Here is a 16,981-nt window from a genome sequence, read left to right on the forward strand (position 1 = left end):
CCGCAGATGCAAAAACACCCTTGCGAGAAAGTCCCGCAGGGGTGCATATTACGCAATGATTAAAACAGTTTAAAGTCTAAAAACCGACTTTCCCGATTATTCGTAGTAGTATTTTACCTTGTCCGCATCGTCAAACAAATTAATCTTATGACGAACTACTTCATTCATAGCGTCGATACATTTAGGGTAGATAGCCATGGGCTCACGAAGGCCTTTGTCCTCCAGAACCTTACGGCATTCCTGATAAAACGCGTCTTTGATATCGCTGGAGATGTTGATCTTGTTCACGCCAAGCTTAACGGACTCACCGATTTCTTTGTCGGGATTTCCGGATCCGCCGTGAAGTACAAGCGGAATGCTGACATTTGCTTTGATTTCTTTCAATCTGTCAAGCTTCAGCTCAGGAATCCTGTCCTTCGGATACAGGCCGTGTGCAGTACCAATGGCGATAGCCAGACAGTCAACGCCGGTTTCCTTTACAAACTTAACAGCGTCATCCACTTCTGTATAAATGATCTTCTTGGATCCTGCCTCACCGTAATCATCAGCAGTACCGATGGTACCCAGCTCAGCTTCTACGGATACTCCCAAAGGATGGGCAACTTCGATGACTTTCTTCGTGATGGCGATATTCTCTTCTAAAGGAAGGCTGGAAGCATCAATCATAACGGAAGTAAAGCCGTCTCTGATCGCACGCAGAATCTGCTCAAACTTTGCGCCGTGATCCAGATGGATGCAAACGGGTACGGTCGTCTTATTCGCTTCGTCGATAACAGATTTCACAAAGCTGTCCTCTACGAACTCCAGCTCGTCGGGATGGATGGCAATAATAACAGGTGCCTGCATCTCCTCACATGTATGCATAACGCCCTTCAGGATCATACTGCTGCTTACATTGAAAGCAGGAACTGCGAAGTTGTGCTTATTAGCTACCGCTAATAAATCAGCCATGTTCATTAACATTGAATACTTCCTCCTAAATTTGCTTTTCTATTGGCTTGTACTAGTTACCTTATGTGTTCATAGTATATCAAATATATCACAGTGTCAAGTATTACTTGTATATTTTAGGAAATATATTGCGATGCTCTATGCTTAAATTGTATACATTACACAAGTATAAAAAATATTATTTCATCTGTTTTTCAATTTGATTAAATCGCGATCTTATTTTGACAATATTTTTCTTTTTCTCCATACATTTTCCCCATCCCCGCTCTTTTTCATAAGTCCAGACATTTTTCATGCCATGCTTCTTTTCTCCTGTTCCGCACTTCCTGTTATACACCTTCATATCATGTAATAACATGATTCTTCCGTTCATAAAGGAGACTCACATGTCATCTGACGTTTTCTTAAATCAGCTCAAACCCGGCGAAGAAGCGGTTCTCATAAAGATATCTGATACCATCTCCACCGCCCGCCGACTGGCGGAGCTCGGGTTTCTTCCCGGTACAAAGATTACCTGCGTCCTGAGTAAAAAAAGCGGAGAGACTTCTGCCTTTGACCTTCGGGGCACCATGATCGCCCTGAGGAAGGAGGATTCCTCCCAGATAGCCATACACCTTCTGGAAGGAGATAACTGCCGCCATGACCATTGACCGCCTATTCCGCCATTTCAAGAAAAATTCCTTAACAGAACCTTATACTCCCTTCCCAGGCTGCGAGCTTTCCTGCGCCGATTGTGAAAACACCGACTGTACCGGCTGCACATGCTGCAGCTGCCGGCCCGCTGTCTGCCGGGCTGCCCTCGCTGGAAACCCCAATGTGGGAAAAAGCACTTTATTCAACGCCCTTACCGGCCTGCATCAGCATGTCGGAAACTGGACCGGAAAAACGGTAGCCTGCGCCACTGGCTTCTGCCGGTATGGAAAAACCTCCTTTGAACTTACAGACCTGCCGGGGACCTATTCTCTATGCAGCGATTCCCCCGAGGAGGAAGTAGCCAGAGAAGCTGTCTGCCAGGGCTGCTTCCATGTCATCATGGCCATCTGCGACGCCACCAGCCTGGAAAGAAGCCTGGCCCTGGTATTCCAGATCATGGCCCTGACCCCCCATGTGATTCTCTGTGTAAATCTCTGCGACGAAGCAAAAAAAAAGGGGATCGTCATAGACTTTCCCCATCTCGAAGAACTCCTCGGCATCCCCGTCGTATCTATCAGCGCCGCCAAAGGAGAAGGACTTGATAAACTCCTTAAAACAGCGGAGAAATACTGCGATGATTCCCCTGAGACTTTCCAGTCCTGTGAAGCCCCGCCGGAGCATTTTATGCAGAAAGCTGAAGAGGTTTCCCGACAGGTGACTGTCTATCACCGGCCGGAATACCGGAAACGGGATTTCCGCATCGACCGCGCCGTAACTGGCCCCGTAACAGGGACCCTGCTGATGCTCGCCCTTTTATTCCTCTTATTCTGGCTCAGCCTCAGCGGCGCCAATTATCCAAGCCAGCTTTTGAGCAACGGCTTTGGATGGCTGGAAGATAAGCTCTATCTCCTGGCCGGCATGGTTCATGTCCCCGGATGGATCCAGGGTATGCTGATATCCGGAGTATACAAGGTTTCCACCTGGGTAATAGCCGTGATGCTGCCTCCCATGGCGATCTTCTTTCCTTTGTTCACCCTGCTTGAGGATCTCGGTTACCTGCCAAGGGTCGCCTTTAATCTGGATCATCAGTTTAAAAAGTGCTCTGCATGTGGAAAGCAGGCCCTGTGCATGTGAAGAGGGCCTGCCCCGCCCGTCTCCCCATACACACACACAGAGAATAATTTTCCCGGAACGGCACCTCATGGAACCATGCCCCCGCCGCCTTCCATACACGGATGCCGTTCTCCTCTGGCAAACCTTCAATAGGCCCGGCCTCCGGCAACACGGACATTTCCCCGAAACGTCCGTCAATTCCGCTTCCTGTATACTTTACATAGCTTTCTTTTGCCGCCCAAATGCGAAAAAACCGGTCATAGGAATTCTCCGTCTGCTCTCTTACATACGACGCTTCATCCGGATGGAGAAACCGTCCCGCCAATTTCCGGTATCTGGAAGCGGCGGCTTCCGTGGTCTCATCGTTCTTTTTCGTATGCTCCTGAAGGTCTATCCCCACCGGTTCCTCCGCAAAAGCGCAGACCCAGTACGAACCGCTGTGGCTGATGGAAAACTGCAGGCCCGGGCAGAAGGGAAAATATGGCTTTCCCTTTTCCGTTCTGGCCGTCTTCCATATATCCGGAGTCTCTGCCCCGTATTCAGCCGGTAATCCGTGCATATACTGGAATGCCTCTGCCGACATACGCAGTCTGTCCTCTGTCGTTCTTCCGTCGTCCAGGCAGAAAATATAGATACCTGCATCCGGCATCGTCATAGATACACCTCTTTCATACCTCTGTGATCCCATTTTTTTCCATATATGCAATTACATCCTTCACCTGGCGCATCTGCCACACGTCCCGGTTGGGTATCTCCACGTCAAAATATTCCTCAAACGCGCCGACCACGTTCATGATATCAAGAGAATTAAGCCCCAGGTCCTGCACAAAATCCGTGTCATAAGTAAGAGTGCTTTTCCCGGTCACCTGATATATGATTTTTCGGATAAACTCTAAAATCTTATCTTCCATGTACATCACTCCTAATTTTTTTATAATATGGAATCCTTTAATACTATTTAAACAAATTTTTCTCTGTCAGATTTGCAAGGCAAGAGGAAATCCGATTCCATCCAAGCGGCTCGCTGGCAGCCGTAACCAGGATTTTTACGGCCTCCAGTCGGTCCTTTCCAACTGACATGGATAAATCGATATTTTTCCATGTCAGGTTCCAATAAAAACCTGCATGAGATTCGGTTTTTACCTCCCTGCGGCCGGGAAGATCCTGCTAACGCCTTGCGGCGCTCGCCTTACGATGGAATCAGATTATTCTTCTTGCTCTTCTTCCCGCACCGAAATAAGCTCTCATTTGTTGTAAAAGCCATTGGGGCGGTTCACCGCAGCCCGCTGCCGTAAGGCGCGCGGGCCGTGTGGATATCCAATCCTTTTCTGGAATCAATGGAACGGAAATTATCCAGTATGGTGCGGCAGGCAGAGCACCGGCAGAAAGATTCCGGGCCGGCCTAAAGGCGAGCGCCGCAGGGCAGCGGCCGGTGTTCTCCAGGCGGAAGAAGACAGAAACGGAAATACCGATTCCGTTTCTGAGCGAACCGGAGACTGGAAATCATCAGGATTTACAGTCGACATGTGAGCGGTACTTCCGGAGCGGGGATAAAGCGGCCCCTGCATCGCCAGCGAACCGAAATCATGACGGCCCGGAACTTCTGCCCGTGCTAAACTTAAGCTTAAGCGGAGCTAACTAAAAATGATTCCAAAATGTTTCGATCTCCCTACGCCAGATGCCTTTTTATCTTCTGCATGGCCGTCTTTTTGAATTCCTGCTCTCTGATGTTTATCATCTGGATCTGCTGATAAAAAGGAAGGCCGTCGTTGATTTGGTTGATTTCCCGCTGAAGCTCCTCTAATATCTCATAAGAAGACATTCCGCCTGCCCGCTCAGGATTCGGATAGACGCTGGCAGCCAGCTTCACATCGTCTGCCGACACTCCGCTGGCGGCCCCATAGACCACCACGTCCTTTACCAGCGGAATCTGCTTTATCTTTTCTTCCAGCTTTTCCGGAGAAACCTTTTTCCCATTTTTGAATACTACCAGATTCTTCTTTCTGCCTGTGATGTAGAGGAAACCATCCTTATCTATCTTTCCCACGTCTCCGGTACGGAACCACTCCCCGCTCATGGCCTCCGCCGTAAGCTCCGGCGATCTGTAATAACCGCTCATGATATTTTTTCCTCTGACCAGAATCTCCTCATCCTCTATCTTCACTTCACAGTGGGGAAGAAGCACGCCTACGGAATCCAGCTTGTTTTCGCGGTTCCGATTGACCGTTACAAGGGGAGAACATTCTGTGATTCCATAGCCCTGAAGCACTGTCACGCCCAGCAGTTTGAATTCCTCCATGATTTCCTTTCCCATATGGGCTCCTCCGCAGATGATGAGCTCCAGGGTGCCCATACTCTTTTCCCGGACATCGGACAAAATCTTATTCTGCCTCTTAATCCCGAATTTCCTGCAGATTTTCTGAAGCTTCAGAAGCTTTTTCAATCCTTCTGTTTTTCCTGCCTGCTCCGCCGCAAGCCAGATCTGATTGTGGATCGCTTCCAAAAGCAGCGGGACAGTCAGCATAGTATGAGGCCTGGCAAGACGCATATCCCGCGCCACCGTCCGCAGATTTCCGTTTATATACAGATGGACCCCTTTTATGAGCATAGCCAGGACCGAGCAAGTCATTCCGTAGGTGTGATAAAAGGGAAGTCCGGTAAATACCCGTTCCCCCACCAATACGCAGGCATCGGCATCGCTGGCATTTGTGAGAAGCGCTTCATGGCTCAGCATGACCGGCTTTGATATGCTGGTAGTCCCGGAGGTAAAAACAATGGCCGCCGTCTGGCCGGGGGAAATCGTCTCTCGTTTCTCTGACCTTCCGCTCCTTTTTATCTCTTCCCCCTTTTCCAGAAGCTGCAATACGTTTGGAATATCCGTGGCCGGCTTCCCATTCAATAACGCCACGGTTTTCAGCCGGCCGCTTTCGTCCGCCGCCCTCTGGCAGATCTCCAGGCAGGCGTAAGACGCAAATACCGCCTCCGCATCGGACATATCCAGCATCTGCCGGATCGTCTCCTCCGACTGCTCTGTATCAATACAGACTGCCACGGCTCCGCAGGAAGCCGCCGCGAAATAAACCAAAAGCCATTCGTAGCAATTTTCTCCAATGATGGCTACATGTCTGCCGGGAAGTCCCATCTCTCTCATCACTTCACGGAGCGCCTCCACATGGCCGCACATTTCCCTGTAGGATACTCCTTTCTCTTCCTGCTTCCTGGTAAACCAGGACACAGCCGGCTTATCCCCGAATTTTTCCCGGATCCCCTCTATAAAACCTGCAAAATCCGTATAATAATCTATGGGATACAGCGGATATTTCTTCATCTACACGTCCTCCCGATCTTGAATTATAAGCTCTGCCTCTATACATGAGAACTGAACCGTTTCAAAAATCCCTCTTTTCCTTCCCGTTCCACCAGAGATAGGAAGCTGTCAACCACCCGGCCGTCAAACTGCGTCTCACGGCCGGCCTGAATCTCTGCTATGGCTCTGTCAATTCCAAGCCCGCTCCTGTACTGCCGGTTTGAGATCATCGCGTCAAAGGAATCTGCCACCGCTATGATGCGGGCCCCCAGAGGAATCTCTTCCCCCTGCAGCCCGTCGGGATATCCCCGGCCGTCTATCCGTTCATGGTGCCCGCGCACGATGGGGATCATATCCGAAAACGGGCGGAAAACCGAAAGAATCTTGGCTCCGGCGTCTGGATGCTTCTTTATCTCATCGTACTCACTGTCTGTCAATTTCCCCGGCTTTAAGAGGATTCCGTCCGGTACCCCGACCTTGCCAATATCATGGAAAAGACCTGCCACACGTATCCTCTCCACATCCTCTTTTCCCAATCCCATCTCCCCAGCCAAAGTTGCGGCAAGGCAGGATACCCGTTCCGAGTGTCCTTTTGTCTCAATGTCTCTGGTCTCAACCACAAAACGGAGGGTATCGATGGTCTGTATATATCCGTCCTCCAAATACTGATAAGCCTGTGTCAGCTCTTCATTCTGTTCATTCACCCGCTGGTGGAGCTGGCTGTTATAAATGGCTGCCGAAGCTTGTCTGGAAAAGATCTTTACGAGTTGGATCTGCTCCTTTTGGGGCTCTGACTTCGGAAGGATCCCAATCCCTCCCACAGCCCTGTGGGTTTCATCGCTGACGGGAAGCAGAAGATAGCCGTCCTTCTGAACCGCGTCTGCTCCTCCCCATTCCACATCCGAAAGCAGCCGATAATGATCACAGTCAGGAAGCTCTCCCCGCGTCCGCAAAAAAGGAACCCGTTTTCCTTTCTGTTCCGTCTCAAAGGCCAGGAAGCTTCCTTTTGCCGGAAGAAGCTCCTCCGCCATCTCCAGAATCCCGTCCGATATATGCTCCATGCTCTGGAGATTGTAGATTCTCGGCAGTGCGTCCACCACTACCGACAGGCCTTTCTGATAACCCCGGATGGTCCGCATCTGACGGATGGATTTAACGCAGGATTCCACCAAAAGCTCCAGCTGATCAAACCGGTCGCTCTTTTCGTAATATCCCTGGATGTCCAGCTGCCGGATGGTCTTGATGGGCGGAGCCATACTTTTATGTCCGGTGAGCAGAACGATAAATATCTCCGGATTGAACTTGCGGATCTCCTCTACGACCTGATCCCCGCAGATGGGGCTCATGAGAAAATCCAGAAGAAGGATATCATATCCGTTTTTCCTGACGCGTTCAATGGCGGCATACGGATCATTCTCCACATCCACCTGATAGCCGGAACGCTGAAAATATGCCTGAATGGTAGACGTCATAATGGAGTCATCATCTAAAGTCAATATGGAAATCTGCTTCTGAGCTGTTTCTCTGTTCCTTCTCAATTGGCGCCCCCCTCTTTTTTCTTTACTACATTGCTGATATGAACCAGATTCCGCGGGATGGAGATGCCGAATACGGCTCCCCCCTCCGGGTTATCTTCATGCCACATAATTCCTCCAAATTTCCCGCGCACTACGGCGCTGGAAATGTACAGCCCCAGTCCGGTCCCCATGGTCCCCTTGCTCGTGACCATGGCCTTGAACAGACGGTCCTTCACATTGGGACTGACGCCTGGCCCCCTGTCCTTCACGGATATATGCAGACTTTCTTCGTCGTAATCTATCTTTACCGTTATATCTCCGCCTCCTGCCTGCTTCTGGGCATAAATAGCGTTGGATAACAGGTTGTCCAGCACCTGGATCAGGTTATTGATATCGCCCCGGAGGGTGATTTCCTTCGTTTGGTCGTATTCCGTGACCATACGGCATCCTCCGCTCAAGAGCTCATGGCGCATCAGGAGCATACTCCGCTTCAGCATTTCATCTATGGTAAAGGTAGAGTCCTCATCGGTATTCACATTGGCCGCCTGGCCTTTGATGGCAGTGATGATATCCGACATATAGGCCGACGATTCCCTCATTTTCTGGAACCATTCTCTCATCTCGCCATAGATTTCCCGATAGTCTTCCTCGGTCACCTGGCTGTCCGTCAGACTCTCCTCGCACTCGTCCACAAGAGCCTCCACGGCGGAAATGCATCCGGAGATGCCCATAATGGGAGTCTTTAGGTTGTGCGCCAGCCCGCCTATCATCTGCCCCAGAAAAGCCAGCCGTTCCTGTTCCATCATCCGTTCCTGGCTGTCCTGCAGCTGTCTCATGCTCTTTTTAAGCTGTGTCACATCCTTAAAAAGTACCACAAAACCGGCAATCTTATCATTCAGCACCAATGGCGACACATCGGTAACATAATAGCTTTTCTGCACTCCGTCTTCTTCCTGGGATGTCACAGCCTGTTCATAGGATATGGTGGAATTCGCTTCCCGACTCGCTTCTATTGCCGTGATCATATTATAAATCGCTGTTTTTTTGGAAATATCTTCCTCTCTCACACAGTCGCCCAGATACCTGTTTTCCGCAATACCGTATTCAGACGCGAATAAGGAAGCAAATCGCCTGTTATAGCTGATCACAAGACCCTTGTCGCTCACCACCAGATACCCGTCCGAGATCCAGTCCAGAATATGGCGGTTTGCTATGGGACGGATATCCAGCAGGTGCAGCTGGTAGATCGCGATCCCGTTCAGTATCAGCGGTATCATAAAGCTCATGGGCGTCGCCGTTATGGGAATCTCCATCCGGCTGAAGGTGGCGATGATGCTGACCACCAGAGGACAAAGGCCGCTCACTGCCAGCAATAAACTCTGTTTCAAATACAAGACACTTCGGTTTTTAAGCGCGAACCGGGCCACGACTATGATCGCTGCCATCAGACACGCATAACTGCAGATGCCCCCCACGATCACATAAGGGCCGAAGACAATCTCACTTCTGACCGTGGAAAACACCTGATACTGTAAATGGTGCAGTGGATTCGTCCATGAGATCAGTATCGTCAGAACCGGCACGATGAACAGCGCCTTTAATCCCCTCGTCATTTTTTCATATCCGTATATAAAGACGATGGCGATACACAGATAAATGGGCGGGGAGAGCACCCCTCCAGGCTGCATCAGGCAGTCCCAGAAGAACATCATGGCTTTATTATCCGGACTTGTAAACCGTATCCCAATCAGCGGAATAATCCATATGGCATAGCAGACAGCCAGGCATAAATACAGCTTGTGGAGCAGGTGCATCCGCTTGGAACGGACGCTCCAGATCACAAAAGCTATGATCGCCACAAGGGCACATATGAAAATAACCATTGATAAATTTGATACCATGGATTATTCCCCTTTCCCCACCCAGGAATCCTGCAGCGTAAAACCGCTGAGCAGCCGGCCCGGCTCCGGTATCTCAAAGCGGAAACCGGCCTTATCAAGCTGTTCCTTCGTTTTCTTATTAGAAACCTGGATGACCGGCGGTTCAAGCCGGACATGATGCCAGAAATCGATGAGCGTGGAAACCAATTCCCGGTAAGGTCCCTTTACGGTCTCCGCCAGCATATGGGTAAAAGTCTCGTCAGGAACTATGTAGATTTCTTCCTCCAGCGCCTTCGCGGCCGCTTCTACCAAAGGCGGATCCGGATTCATGATATGAAAAATGCTTCCTTCACTGTCCAGAAGGGCCAGCACCGCTTCCGCGCAATAATCAATGGGAGTAAGGTCCACTTCCGTCTTTGCCACAGTTCTCGGAATCGCTCCCACCAGATGGAACGCACGCATCAGCAGATAAAAGGCGTTGGTGTCAGGATTTCTCTGAAATACACCGTCCGATGCCCGTCCCACCAGGCGGCCCAGCCGGAATATCTTGGCCGGAAGCCCATGATGGATGGCCTCCAGGACCAGTCCTTCCGCCAGGAATTTACTCTTCACATAGATATTATCTTCCCAGATCTGGCCGATGTCATAATCATTTTCTGTAAAGACCGCCTCTTTCCGTCCATCCTTCAGATATTCACCGCTCACGCTGCAGGTGGACATATGATAAAATCTGGCTCCGGCTTCTCTGGCAAGAGCCAGCATCTGCTCTGTGCCTCCCACATTCGTTTTAAGGAACGCCTCTGCATCCGCCGCATAATGGCGCACATCTGCCGCTCCATGAAAAATCTCGCCGACTCTTCCCGCCAGTTCCCGGTAATCCCTGTCCGAAAGGCCCAGCCTCTCCTTGGACAAATCTCCCTTTACAACAGAAATCCGCCTGCGCTCCCGCATGATCACGCCTCTCCCAAAATACCAGGAAAGACATTCCAGGAGCCGCTCCTTGTCTCCGTCCCGCATCAGGCAGATGATTTCCTCTTCTCCTCTGTCCAGAAGGGCCTTTAAAAGATGTACGCCAAAGAAACCCGTTGCGCCGGTAATTAGCGCAAAACGTTTTTCCGGTTCTCGAACAGGGAACACTACCCTTGCAAATTCAGCCTCCTGATCGGATGCTTCCGCCTCCGAAGAGAGCTGCGTTCTTTCTTTGCCTCCGCCCACGCTTCCCCTTAACAGCTCGGCCTGCTGGCGCGCTGTGGGATTCGCATAGAACTCCGCCAGGGACATTTCCAAATGACAGTTAAAATAACTGCTGAGCACGCTAAGTGCCGCCAGGGAAGTCCCTCCCTGTTCAAAGAAAGACACATCCGGCTCCTCCGCTTTTTTACTCAGCACCTGGTTCCAGATAGCCAGCACAAATTCTTCATTGATCTCCGGTGAAGGAGGCGTTTTTTCCCCGCGTGCCTCAAAAGCTTTCGGGGCCTCCGGAACGTCCGCCTGTACGTGCTCCAGTCCCTCCAAAGCCATTTTCTTAAGAGTCTGCATGTCTGTCTTGCTGGTAGCGGTCATGGGCAGCGTTTCCAGAGGGATCACCCTGGAAGGCACCATATAAGACGGCAGCATATGCCGCAGATATTCCATCAGCGGGCCGTGGACGTCCGTTTTCCCCGCAGCCGGCTGGTAAAAGGAACAAAGCTCCATGGAACCGTCGTCTTTCCGCACCGCGACGGTCGCCGCCTGTCCGGCAAAGCCGGAATCCAAAAGCGCTCCTGTGATCTCGTCCAGCTCCACCCGCTGTCCGTTAAGCTTCACCTGGGCATCCGCCCTTCCGATGAAATCATAAGTACCGTCCAGACGAAGCCGTACAATATCTCCGCTCCGATACATCCTTTCTCCCGGAAAATACAAATCCGGCAGGAAAGACGCTTCCGTAAGATCCGGTCTGGAAATATAGCCTCCTGCGAGACATTCACCGGCAATATATAATTCTCCGCACCCAGTGGGCATGACCGGCCGCATATCCTCATCCAGCACGTATACCCTTGTATTGTTAAGGGGGCGTCCCACGGTAATCGTATCTCCCGGCCTCACAGCCGCCATGGTAGTGAAAACTGTCGCCTCCGTCGGACCGTACATATTCATGAGGGTTCCCTCACTGACCTCATAGAACTTCGCAAGGAGCCGCTTCGTAAGGACCTCACCGCCCAGGAGCACGATCCGAAGCCCGGAAGCGGCGCGGCAGAACGCCTCGTTGCCGAGACACATCTGAAGCCGGGAAGGAGTCATTTCAAATATTTCTACTCCGTTCCTGTTAATCAGCTCTGCCAGCTTCCAGGGAAGCATCATTTCCTCCTCATCGGCAAGAACTACCAGCTTCCCCATCGCCAGCGGGAACAGAGTCTCCACAATAAAACAGTCAAATATAGAATTCGTCGAACAGAGCACCGGTCCGGTGATCGGTTCCAGAAGCTCTCTCATTTGACCATATAAGTTGGAAATAGAACGGTGCCGGAGCATCACGCCTTTTGGCTTTCCTGTGGATCCGGAGGTGAACAGAACATTGACCAGATCCTCGCTGCTCACAGGAGCATCCGTAAACTGCTCTTCGGTTCTCTCCGAAGCCAGCAGCTTCCGGCACGGAAGCTGTCCGGGCAGACAGCGAAGGGCTTCTTCATCGCAGAGCACACAGACGGCGCCGGAAGTCTCCAGCATATAAACCAATCTGGCTTCCGGAAAAGAAGGAAGCATCGGCACATACGCACATCCCGCTTTCAGGATGCCAAACATCGCCGCGATCATATCCGGCGTCCGTCCCATACAAAGTCCAATTCGCTGCCCCGGCTCTGCTCCTTCTTCCCGCAGCATGGCCGCCAGGCCGCAGGCGCGGCGTTCTATCTCCCGCATCGTGACTGCGGTCCCGTGATACCATACGGCAGGCGAATCGGGCATGGTCTTTATTTTGTTTTCTATCATTCGGTGAATCGGCAGGTTCACAAAGGGGGTCGCCAAATAGTTGGGGGTCTCCACATACTTCTCATAATCCTCCGCTGACAGCACCGGCACCTCTCCCAGAGGCAGATCCCGTTCCGAACAAAGTTCCTGCAGTATCCGCTTCAAACACCTTCCATAATACCGGACAGTTTCCTCCAGAAACAGACTGGAAGCATAGGAAAACCGGAGGATATAGGCATCTCTCTTTTTCGACAGTTCCACCACCATGTCCATTTTCACCGCTCCAGTAGAAATGGGCCGGAATTCCATAGACTTCCCGTCCAGCACAAAGGCGGATTCATCCACAGGGCTTTGCGTGAGCATCAGCTGATAAAGGGGATTCTGAGTACCGCGGGGCAGGCCGAGCATCGTGATGATCTCTTCCAGAGAAATCTGCTGGTGATCCAGCATCCCGGCCACCTCTGTCCGTATCTCCTCCAGATAAGTCGATACTGCCTTCTTCTTCTCCGGCCTGAGCCGCAGGGGAAGCGTATTGATAAACGGTCCGCAGATATCCTGTGTGCCAGGACGGACCCGGCCTGCCACCGGCGCTCCCACCGTGAAATCCTCACGTCCGGATATCCGCGACAACAGCAGCCCATAGGCCGCAAGAAACAGAGTAAACACGGAAATCCCGTGCCGCATACAATAGTTCTCACAGGCAAGACTGTCCGGCTCCGGCATTTCCATCTGATATTCTCTGCCCCGGAAATCAAACTCACGGGAACGGACAAAATCGGCAGGCAGCGTGAGCGGCTCCGGCAGGTTTTGCAGATGTTCCTTCCAGTATTCCTGTTCCTCCCGACTCTCTTCTTCCGTTTCAGCCGAGAGAGCATAAGCATAATCGTGATAGCTGAGAGACATCTTCGTTTCTTTCCCGCAATAAGCTTCATTCAGACGCTTCAGCACAAGCGGCGTGCTAAGCCCGTCTCCGATGATATGATGGCTGTCCAGCAAAAGAAACCACTCCTGTTCCTGACTTTTCCAGACGCCGGCACGAAGGAGAGGAGCGCGGCTCAGGTCAAAAGGCTTTAAAAATCCCCCGCAGGCTTCCTCAAAACAGAGAGCTTCTATTTTTGTCAGAGAAAAGGGCACTTCCTTTTCTATGTGCGCATGGACTCCTCCGGCCTCCTGTATAAAGGAAGTGCGAAAGACCGCATCCTGCCGGATCAGCTGCCGGAACGCTTTTTCCAGCCGTTCCAGATCCGGCTTCTCAGACAGGCGGAACGCCCCGGGCATATTATAAGACAGACCAGTGGAATCCAGATAAGACTGGACATAAATCCCTTGCTGCATCGGAGACAGCGGATACCATTCCCTGTCCGGCGCCTTTTCAATCCGTTTTCCCTCGGCCGGAAGAATGTATCCTTCACTGCGTCCGTCTGTCTTATTCAGATATGCCGTCAGACGTCTGGCTGTCCTGCACGCGTAAAGATCCGCAACGCGTATTGTAAATCCGGTTTTATCCTCCATGGCAGTAATGGTCTCCATGGCATTTAAGGAATTTCCTCCTGATAAGAAATAATCACTGTCAGGCCCCATCTCCTCCCGAGACAGGACCTCCCTGAATATATCCACAATATCCTGGAGAAGAGCAGCAGAAACCGGAGCCGTAAAGCTCTCCTCCCCTCTCTCCCCCGGAAGCGGCAGTTTTTCTTCCTCCACCTTCCCATTCCCATTCGTGGGTATCTCCTCCAGACGCATAACATAAGAAGGTATCATGTATCGGGGAAGGTACGTCGCAGCAAATGCCAGCAGCTCCGTCTCCGGAATCCGCTCTTCTGAACAATAATATGCCAGCAGCACCATCTGCCCGTTTATCTCACATACACGGGAGGCCGCCGTCTTCACCCCAGGATAGGACGCGATGCACGCCGCCACTTCCTGCGGCTCGATTCGGAGTCCCCGCAGCTTCACCTGTTTATCCAGCCTTCCGGACAGGACGATCTCCCCGTCCGCCGTCCAGCAGGCCGAATCTCCGGTATAATACATCTTCTCCCCATTCTCAAAGGGATTGTCCAAAAAACTCTCTTTTGTCAGCTCCGGCTGATTCCGGTATCCGCGGCCCACGCATGTCCCGCCGACATAGAGCTGCCCGTATACTCCCGCGGGAAGAGGATTCATCCACTTATCCAGCACATATAGTCTACAGTTGTCCATAGGACGCCCTGCTGTGATCCGTGCCGCATGGGACAGTTCCTTGATGCTCACTCCCACTGTGGTTTCAGAAGGACCGTATTGGTTATATATCCTGGCGTGACTGACATTTTTAAGTTTCTTCAATAAATCCGCGGGAAACGCTTCTCCGCCACAGACGATACTTTCCATGCGGCGCATGGCTCCGCAGAACGCAGAATCCTTTAAAAGCACGGAAAGGCGGGACGGTGTCATGGAAAAGAATCCCACTGCATAGCCTGTTATCAAGCCGGCCAGGCGGCGGGGCGACTCAAGCTCCTCTTCTTCCGGAAGCACAATGGTTTTTCCGTTTAACAGCGCCACAATGCTTTCCAGCATAAAGGCGTCAAATCCCACATTGCACACGGAAAGAACCGCCCCTTTTCCGTAGACATGGCGCATCGCCTGGGAAAGATTCAGCAGGTTCCTCTGGGTGATCTCCACCCCCTTGGGTTCTCCAGTGCTCCCGGAGGTATAGACTACATAGGCCAGCCTATCCGGATCTCTCAGTTCTTCTTTAAGCGACGGATCTGAACAGCTCACTGTCCCTCTTCCGATATCTTCCACACAGATTACCGGCACGGGACTTTCCGGCTGTCCAAAATTCTCCCTGTTTTCTCTGTCTGTCAAAAGGATTCCTGCTCCGCTCCGCTCCAATATGTTTCGGATTCTCCCCTCGGGAAGCTCCGGTGACAGCAGCAGATATCCAAATCCGGCTTTCAAAATCGCCGCCATGGACTCCAGAAGAGTGAACCCCCTCGGCAGCAGAACAGCTGCCAGCTCTCTGCCCTCTCCCATACGGTTCTTCACAGCGCAGGCGATATCAGAGGCGCGGCCAAGCAGAGCCTCGTAAGTCATCCGCTCACCTCCATATATGGCTGCGGCCCTTGACGGATAATCCGACGCCGATTCCTCCAAAGCCTTGTAGACAGAACGTTCCTCCAAAAGCCGGTCCGTTCTGTTAAATGTATACAATACGCGCTCTCTTTCCTCCGCTGTCAGAACCGCCAGCTGGTATATGGGTTTCCCCGGATTGGAAAGAGCTTCCATGAGGATATTGCACAGGCTTTTGTGGAGCTGTACAATCTCCGCCTCCGCAAAAAACTGTGTCAAATAATCATAGTCTACCGAATAGCATTTATTATCCAGAAGATTCGTAAGATGGATGCAGAGCTGCTCCGACTGATAGCCGCTGTAATGCCACCGCCCTGATAACATTACCGACGCATCCCTGCTCTCCACTATCTTGCTGTCCTGATAGGATAAAGCAATGTGGAACAGGCGGCCTTCCTGCCCTTTGTTCTCTCCCGCCAGCTTTTCAATATGAGAAAAGGGAAAACGCTGGTGGCGAAGCATCTCGAACCAGGCCTCCGCCAGCTCCTCATTGAACTGGTCAAGAGTCCACTCATCATTTATTTTATTATAGAAAGGCAGAGTCGTCACAAACATACCCGTGCTCTGCTTAAACAGGAAATTCGTCCGATTGAATATCGGCACGCCGATCGTGAACCGGTCGGCCCCTCCTATCCGCTTGAAATAGATTGCCAGCGCCATATAGAATACGGCAAAAGGAGCCACTCTTTTTTCCAGGCAGTAGGAATAGATCGCATGATTCAGCACTTGGGGCAGATCGCAGCTGAGCCTCCTGCCAACAGGGCTGACCGCCGCGCTTTTCACACTCTTTAAAACAGAAGGTTCGCCTGACTTTTCCAGAATGTCTCTCCAATATCTCTCATCTCTGCCATACGCTTTGGAAGTCAGGTAATCCCGTTCCTCCTCCACATGGAGCTCATAGCTAGGCGCCTCTTCAAGGAGCGGTTCCTTACCGGCCAGGAGATCCAGATAAGTCTGGCCAATCCGGTTACAAATGAGGACCTGCGACCATCCGTCCGAAATCATATGGTGAATTTTCACCAGCACGCCTCCCGCGTTCTCACCGGCCCGAAACAGCATAAAACGGTACAACGGCCCGCCGGTCAGCGGAATCGTCTCTCTGGTCATAGCGGCCTCCCAGCTCTCTATGCCTTCGCTGCTGGTGTGGGAAAAATCAAAGACAGGAAAATCTTCTTCAGAAAAAGGGGCATGGTATTGGACCAGCTCCCCGTCTTCCCAAAGGATTCGAGTCCGAAGAGACGGATCCGCTTTCAGCACCATGCGGATACTTTCCTGCAGTATTACAAAATCCATTCGACCCTGCAGGCGTATTGTCGTACTTATATTATTCACAGAGGTACCGTCAAAGGTACGTTCCAAATCCCAAATATTACGCTGGCTCAGAGACAACGGAAACCGATGTCCCTTACTCTCCATATTCAAAGTCTCTGGCCCCCTTTCGCATTATTGTCCACTTATATTTATACCTTTTTTCGCCAGTAAAAGCAATCATATATTTCATTTGGAAGGCTATATTCTGATTTTAT

At 51.3% G+C, this 16,981-nt stretch carries 11 protein-coding genes; 3 read left to right on the forward strand and 8 right to left on the reverse strand.

All coding sequences use genetic code 11. From position 1 onward, the window contains the following. Positions 1–96: 96 nt before the first annotated feature. Entirely contained in the window at positions 97–963 is an 867-nt protein-coding gene (locus H9Q78_RS06415) for a ketose-bisphosphate aldolase (protein ID WP_249304409.1), read from the reverse strand. Between the two features lie 166 nt (positions 964–1,129). Then, entirely contained in the window at positions 1,130–1,324 is a 195-nt protein-coding gene (locus H9Q78_RS06420; RefSeq protein WP_249304411.1) for a hypothetical protein, read from the reverse strand. A 13-nt stretch (positions 1,325–1,337) separates the two neighbouring features. Here H9Q78_RS06420 and H9Q78_RS06425 point away from each other — a divergent pair, with 13 nt between their 5' ends. Continuing rightward, complete coding sequence (locus H9Q78_RS06425; protein WP_249304412.1) at positions 1,338–1,601, forward strand: FeoA family protein; 264 nt, start codon at positions 1,338–1,340, stop codon at positions 1,599–1,601. After that, a complete protein-coding gene (locus H9Q78_RS06430; RefSeq protein WP_249304414.1) occupies positions 1,591–2,718 on the forward strand; it encodes a FeoB small GTPase domain-containing protein in 1,128 nt (375 codons plus the stop codon). Before H9Q78_RS06425 ends, H9Q78_RS06430 begins: the two co-directional genes overlap by 11 nt. On the opposite strand, the gene H9Q78_RS06435 is transcribed toward H9Q78_RS06430, so the two are convergent. Both H9Q78_RS06435 and H9Q78_RS06440 read right to left on the reverse strand, forming a co-directional pair. Beyond that, positions 2,675–3,352 (reverse strand): 4'-phosphopantetheinyl transferase family protein, encoded by a 678-nt coding sequence (locus H9Q78_RS06435; protein WP_249304415.1) that lies wholly within the window; start codon positions 3,350–3,352, stop codon positions 2,675–2,677. The two genes, H9Q78_RS06430 and H9Q78_RS06435, sit on opposite strands and share 44 nt — an antisense overlap. 13 nt (positions 3,353–3,365) lie before the next feature. Continuing rightward, on the reverse strand, positions 3,366–3,608 hold the full coding sequence (locus tag H9Q78_RS06440) for an acyl carrier protein (protein WP_249304417.1): 243 nt from the start codon (positions 3,606–3,608) through the stop codon (positions 3,366–3,368). A gap of 398 nt (positions 3,609–4,006) precedes the next feature. On the opposite strand from H9Q78_RS06440, the gene H9Q78_RS06445 reads away from it, so the two are divergent. Then, complete coding sequence (locus tag H9Q78_RS06445; protein WP_249304419.1) at positions 4,007–4,339, forward strand: hypothetical protein; 333 nt, start codon at positions 4,007–4,009, stop codon at positions 4,337–4,339. Between the two features lie 27 nt (positions 4,340–4,366). Here the strand turns inward: H9Q78_RS06445 and H9Q78_RS06450 are convergent, their stop codons facing one another. The 4 genes from H9Q78_RS06450 to H9Q78_RS06465 are packed head-to-tail and all read right to left on the reverse strand — an operon-like array spanning position 4,367 to position 16,871. Next, positions 4,367–6,025, reverse strand: coding sequence for an AMP-dependent synthetase/ligase (locus tag H9Q78_RS06450; protein ID WP_249304421.1), 1,659 nt, complete (start codon positions 6,023–6,025; stop codon positions 4,367–4,369). Positions 6,026–6,063: 38 nt separating this feature from the next. Then, entirely contained in the window at positions 6,064–7,542 is a 1,479-nt protein-coding gene (locus H9Q78_RS06455; RefSeq protein ID WP_249304423.1) for a response regulator, read from the reverse strand. Beyond that, positions 7,539–9,422, reverse strand: a complete 1,884-nt coding sequence (locus tag H9Q78_RS06460) for a sensor histidine kinase (RefSeq protein WP_249304426.1) — start codon at positions 9,420–9,422, stop codon at positions 7,539–7,541. The genes H9Q78_RS06455 and H9Q78_RS06460 overlap by 4 nt, the downstream gene beginning before the upstream one ends. A gap of 3 nt (positions 9,423–9,425) precedes the next feature. After that, positions 9,426–16,871, reverse strand: coding sequence for a non-ribosomal peptide synthetase (locus tag H9Q78_RS06465; protein ID WP_249304759.1), 7,446 nt, complete (start codon positions 16,869–16,871; stop codon positions 9,426–9,428). Between the last annotated feature and the right edge of the window lie 110 nt (positions 16,872–16,981).

It is taken from the genome of Qiania dongpingensis (genome assembly GCF_014337195.1).
GTDB lineage: Bacteria > Bacillota > Clostridia > Lachnospirales > Lachnospiraceae > Lientehia > Lientehia dongpingensis.

Coding starts and splice junctions, on each gene's coding strand:
- H9Q78_RS06440 (WP_249304417.1), bottom strand. CDS start 3,608: ATGGAAGATAAGATTTTAGAGTTTATCCGAAAAATCATATATCAGGTG.
- H9Q78_RS06460 (WP_249304426.1), bottom strand. CDS start 9,422: ATGGTATCAAATTTATCAATGGTTATTTTCATATGTGCCCTTGTGGCG.
- H9Q78_RS06465 (WP_249304759.1), bottom strand. CDS start 16,871: ATGGAGAGTAAGGGACATCGGTTTCCGTTGTCTCTGAGCCAGCGTAAT.
- H9Q78_RS06425 (WP_249304412.1), top strand. CDS start 1,338: ATGTCATCTGACGTTTTCTTAAATCAGCTCAAACCCGGCGAAGAAGCG.
- H9Q78_RS06420 (WP_249304411.1), bottom strand. CDS start 1,324: ATGAACGGAAGAATCATGTTATTACATGATATGAAGGTGTATAACAGG.
- H9Q78_RS06415 (WP_249304409.1), bottom strand. CDS start 963: ATGTTAATGAACATGGCTGATTTATTAGCGGTAGCTAATAAGCACAAC.
- H9Q78_RS06430 (WP_249304414.1), top strand. CDS start 1,591: ATGACCATTGACCGCCTATTCCGCCATTTCAAGAAAAATTCCTTAACA.
- H9Q78_RS06435 (WP_249304415.1), bottom strand. CDS start 3,352: ATGACGATGCCGGATGCAGGTATCTATATTTTCTGCCTGGACGACGGA.
- H9Q78_RS06450 (WP_249304421.1), bottom strand. CDS start 6,025: ATGAAGAAATATCCGCTGTATCCCATAGATTATTATACGGATTTTGCA.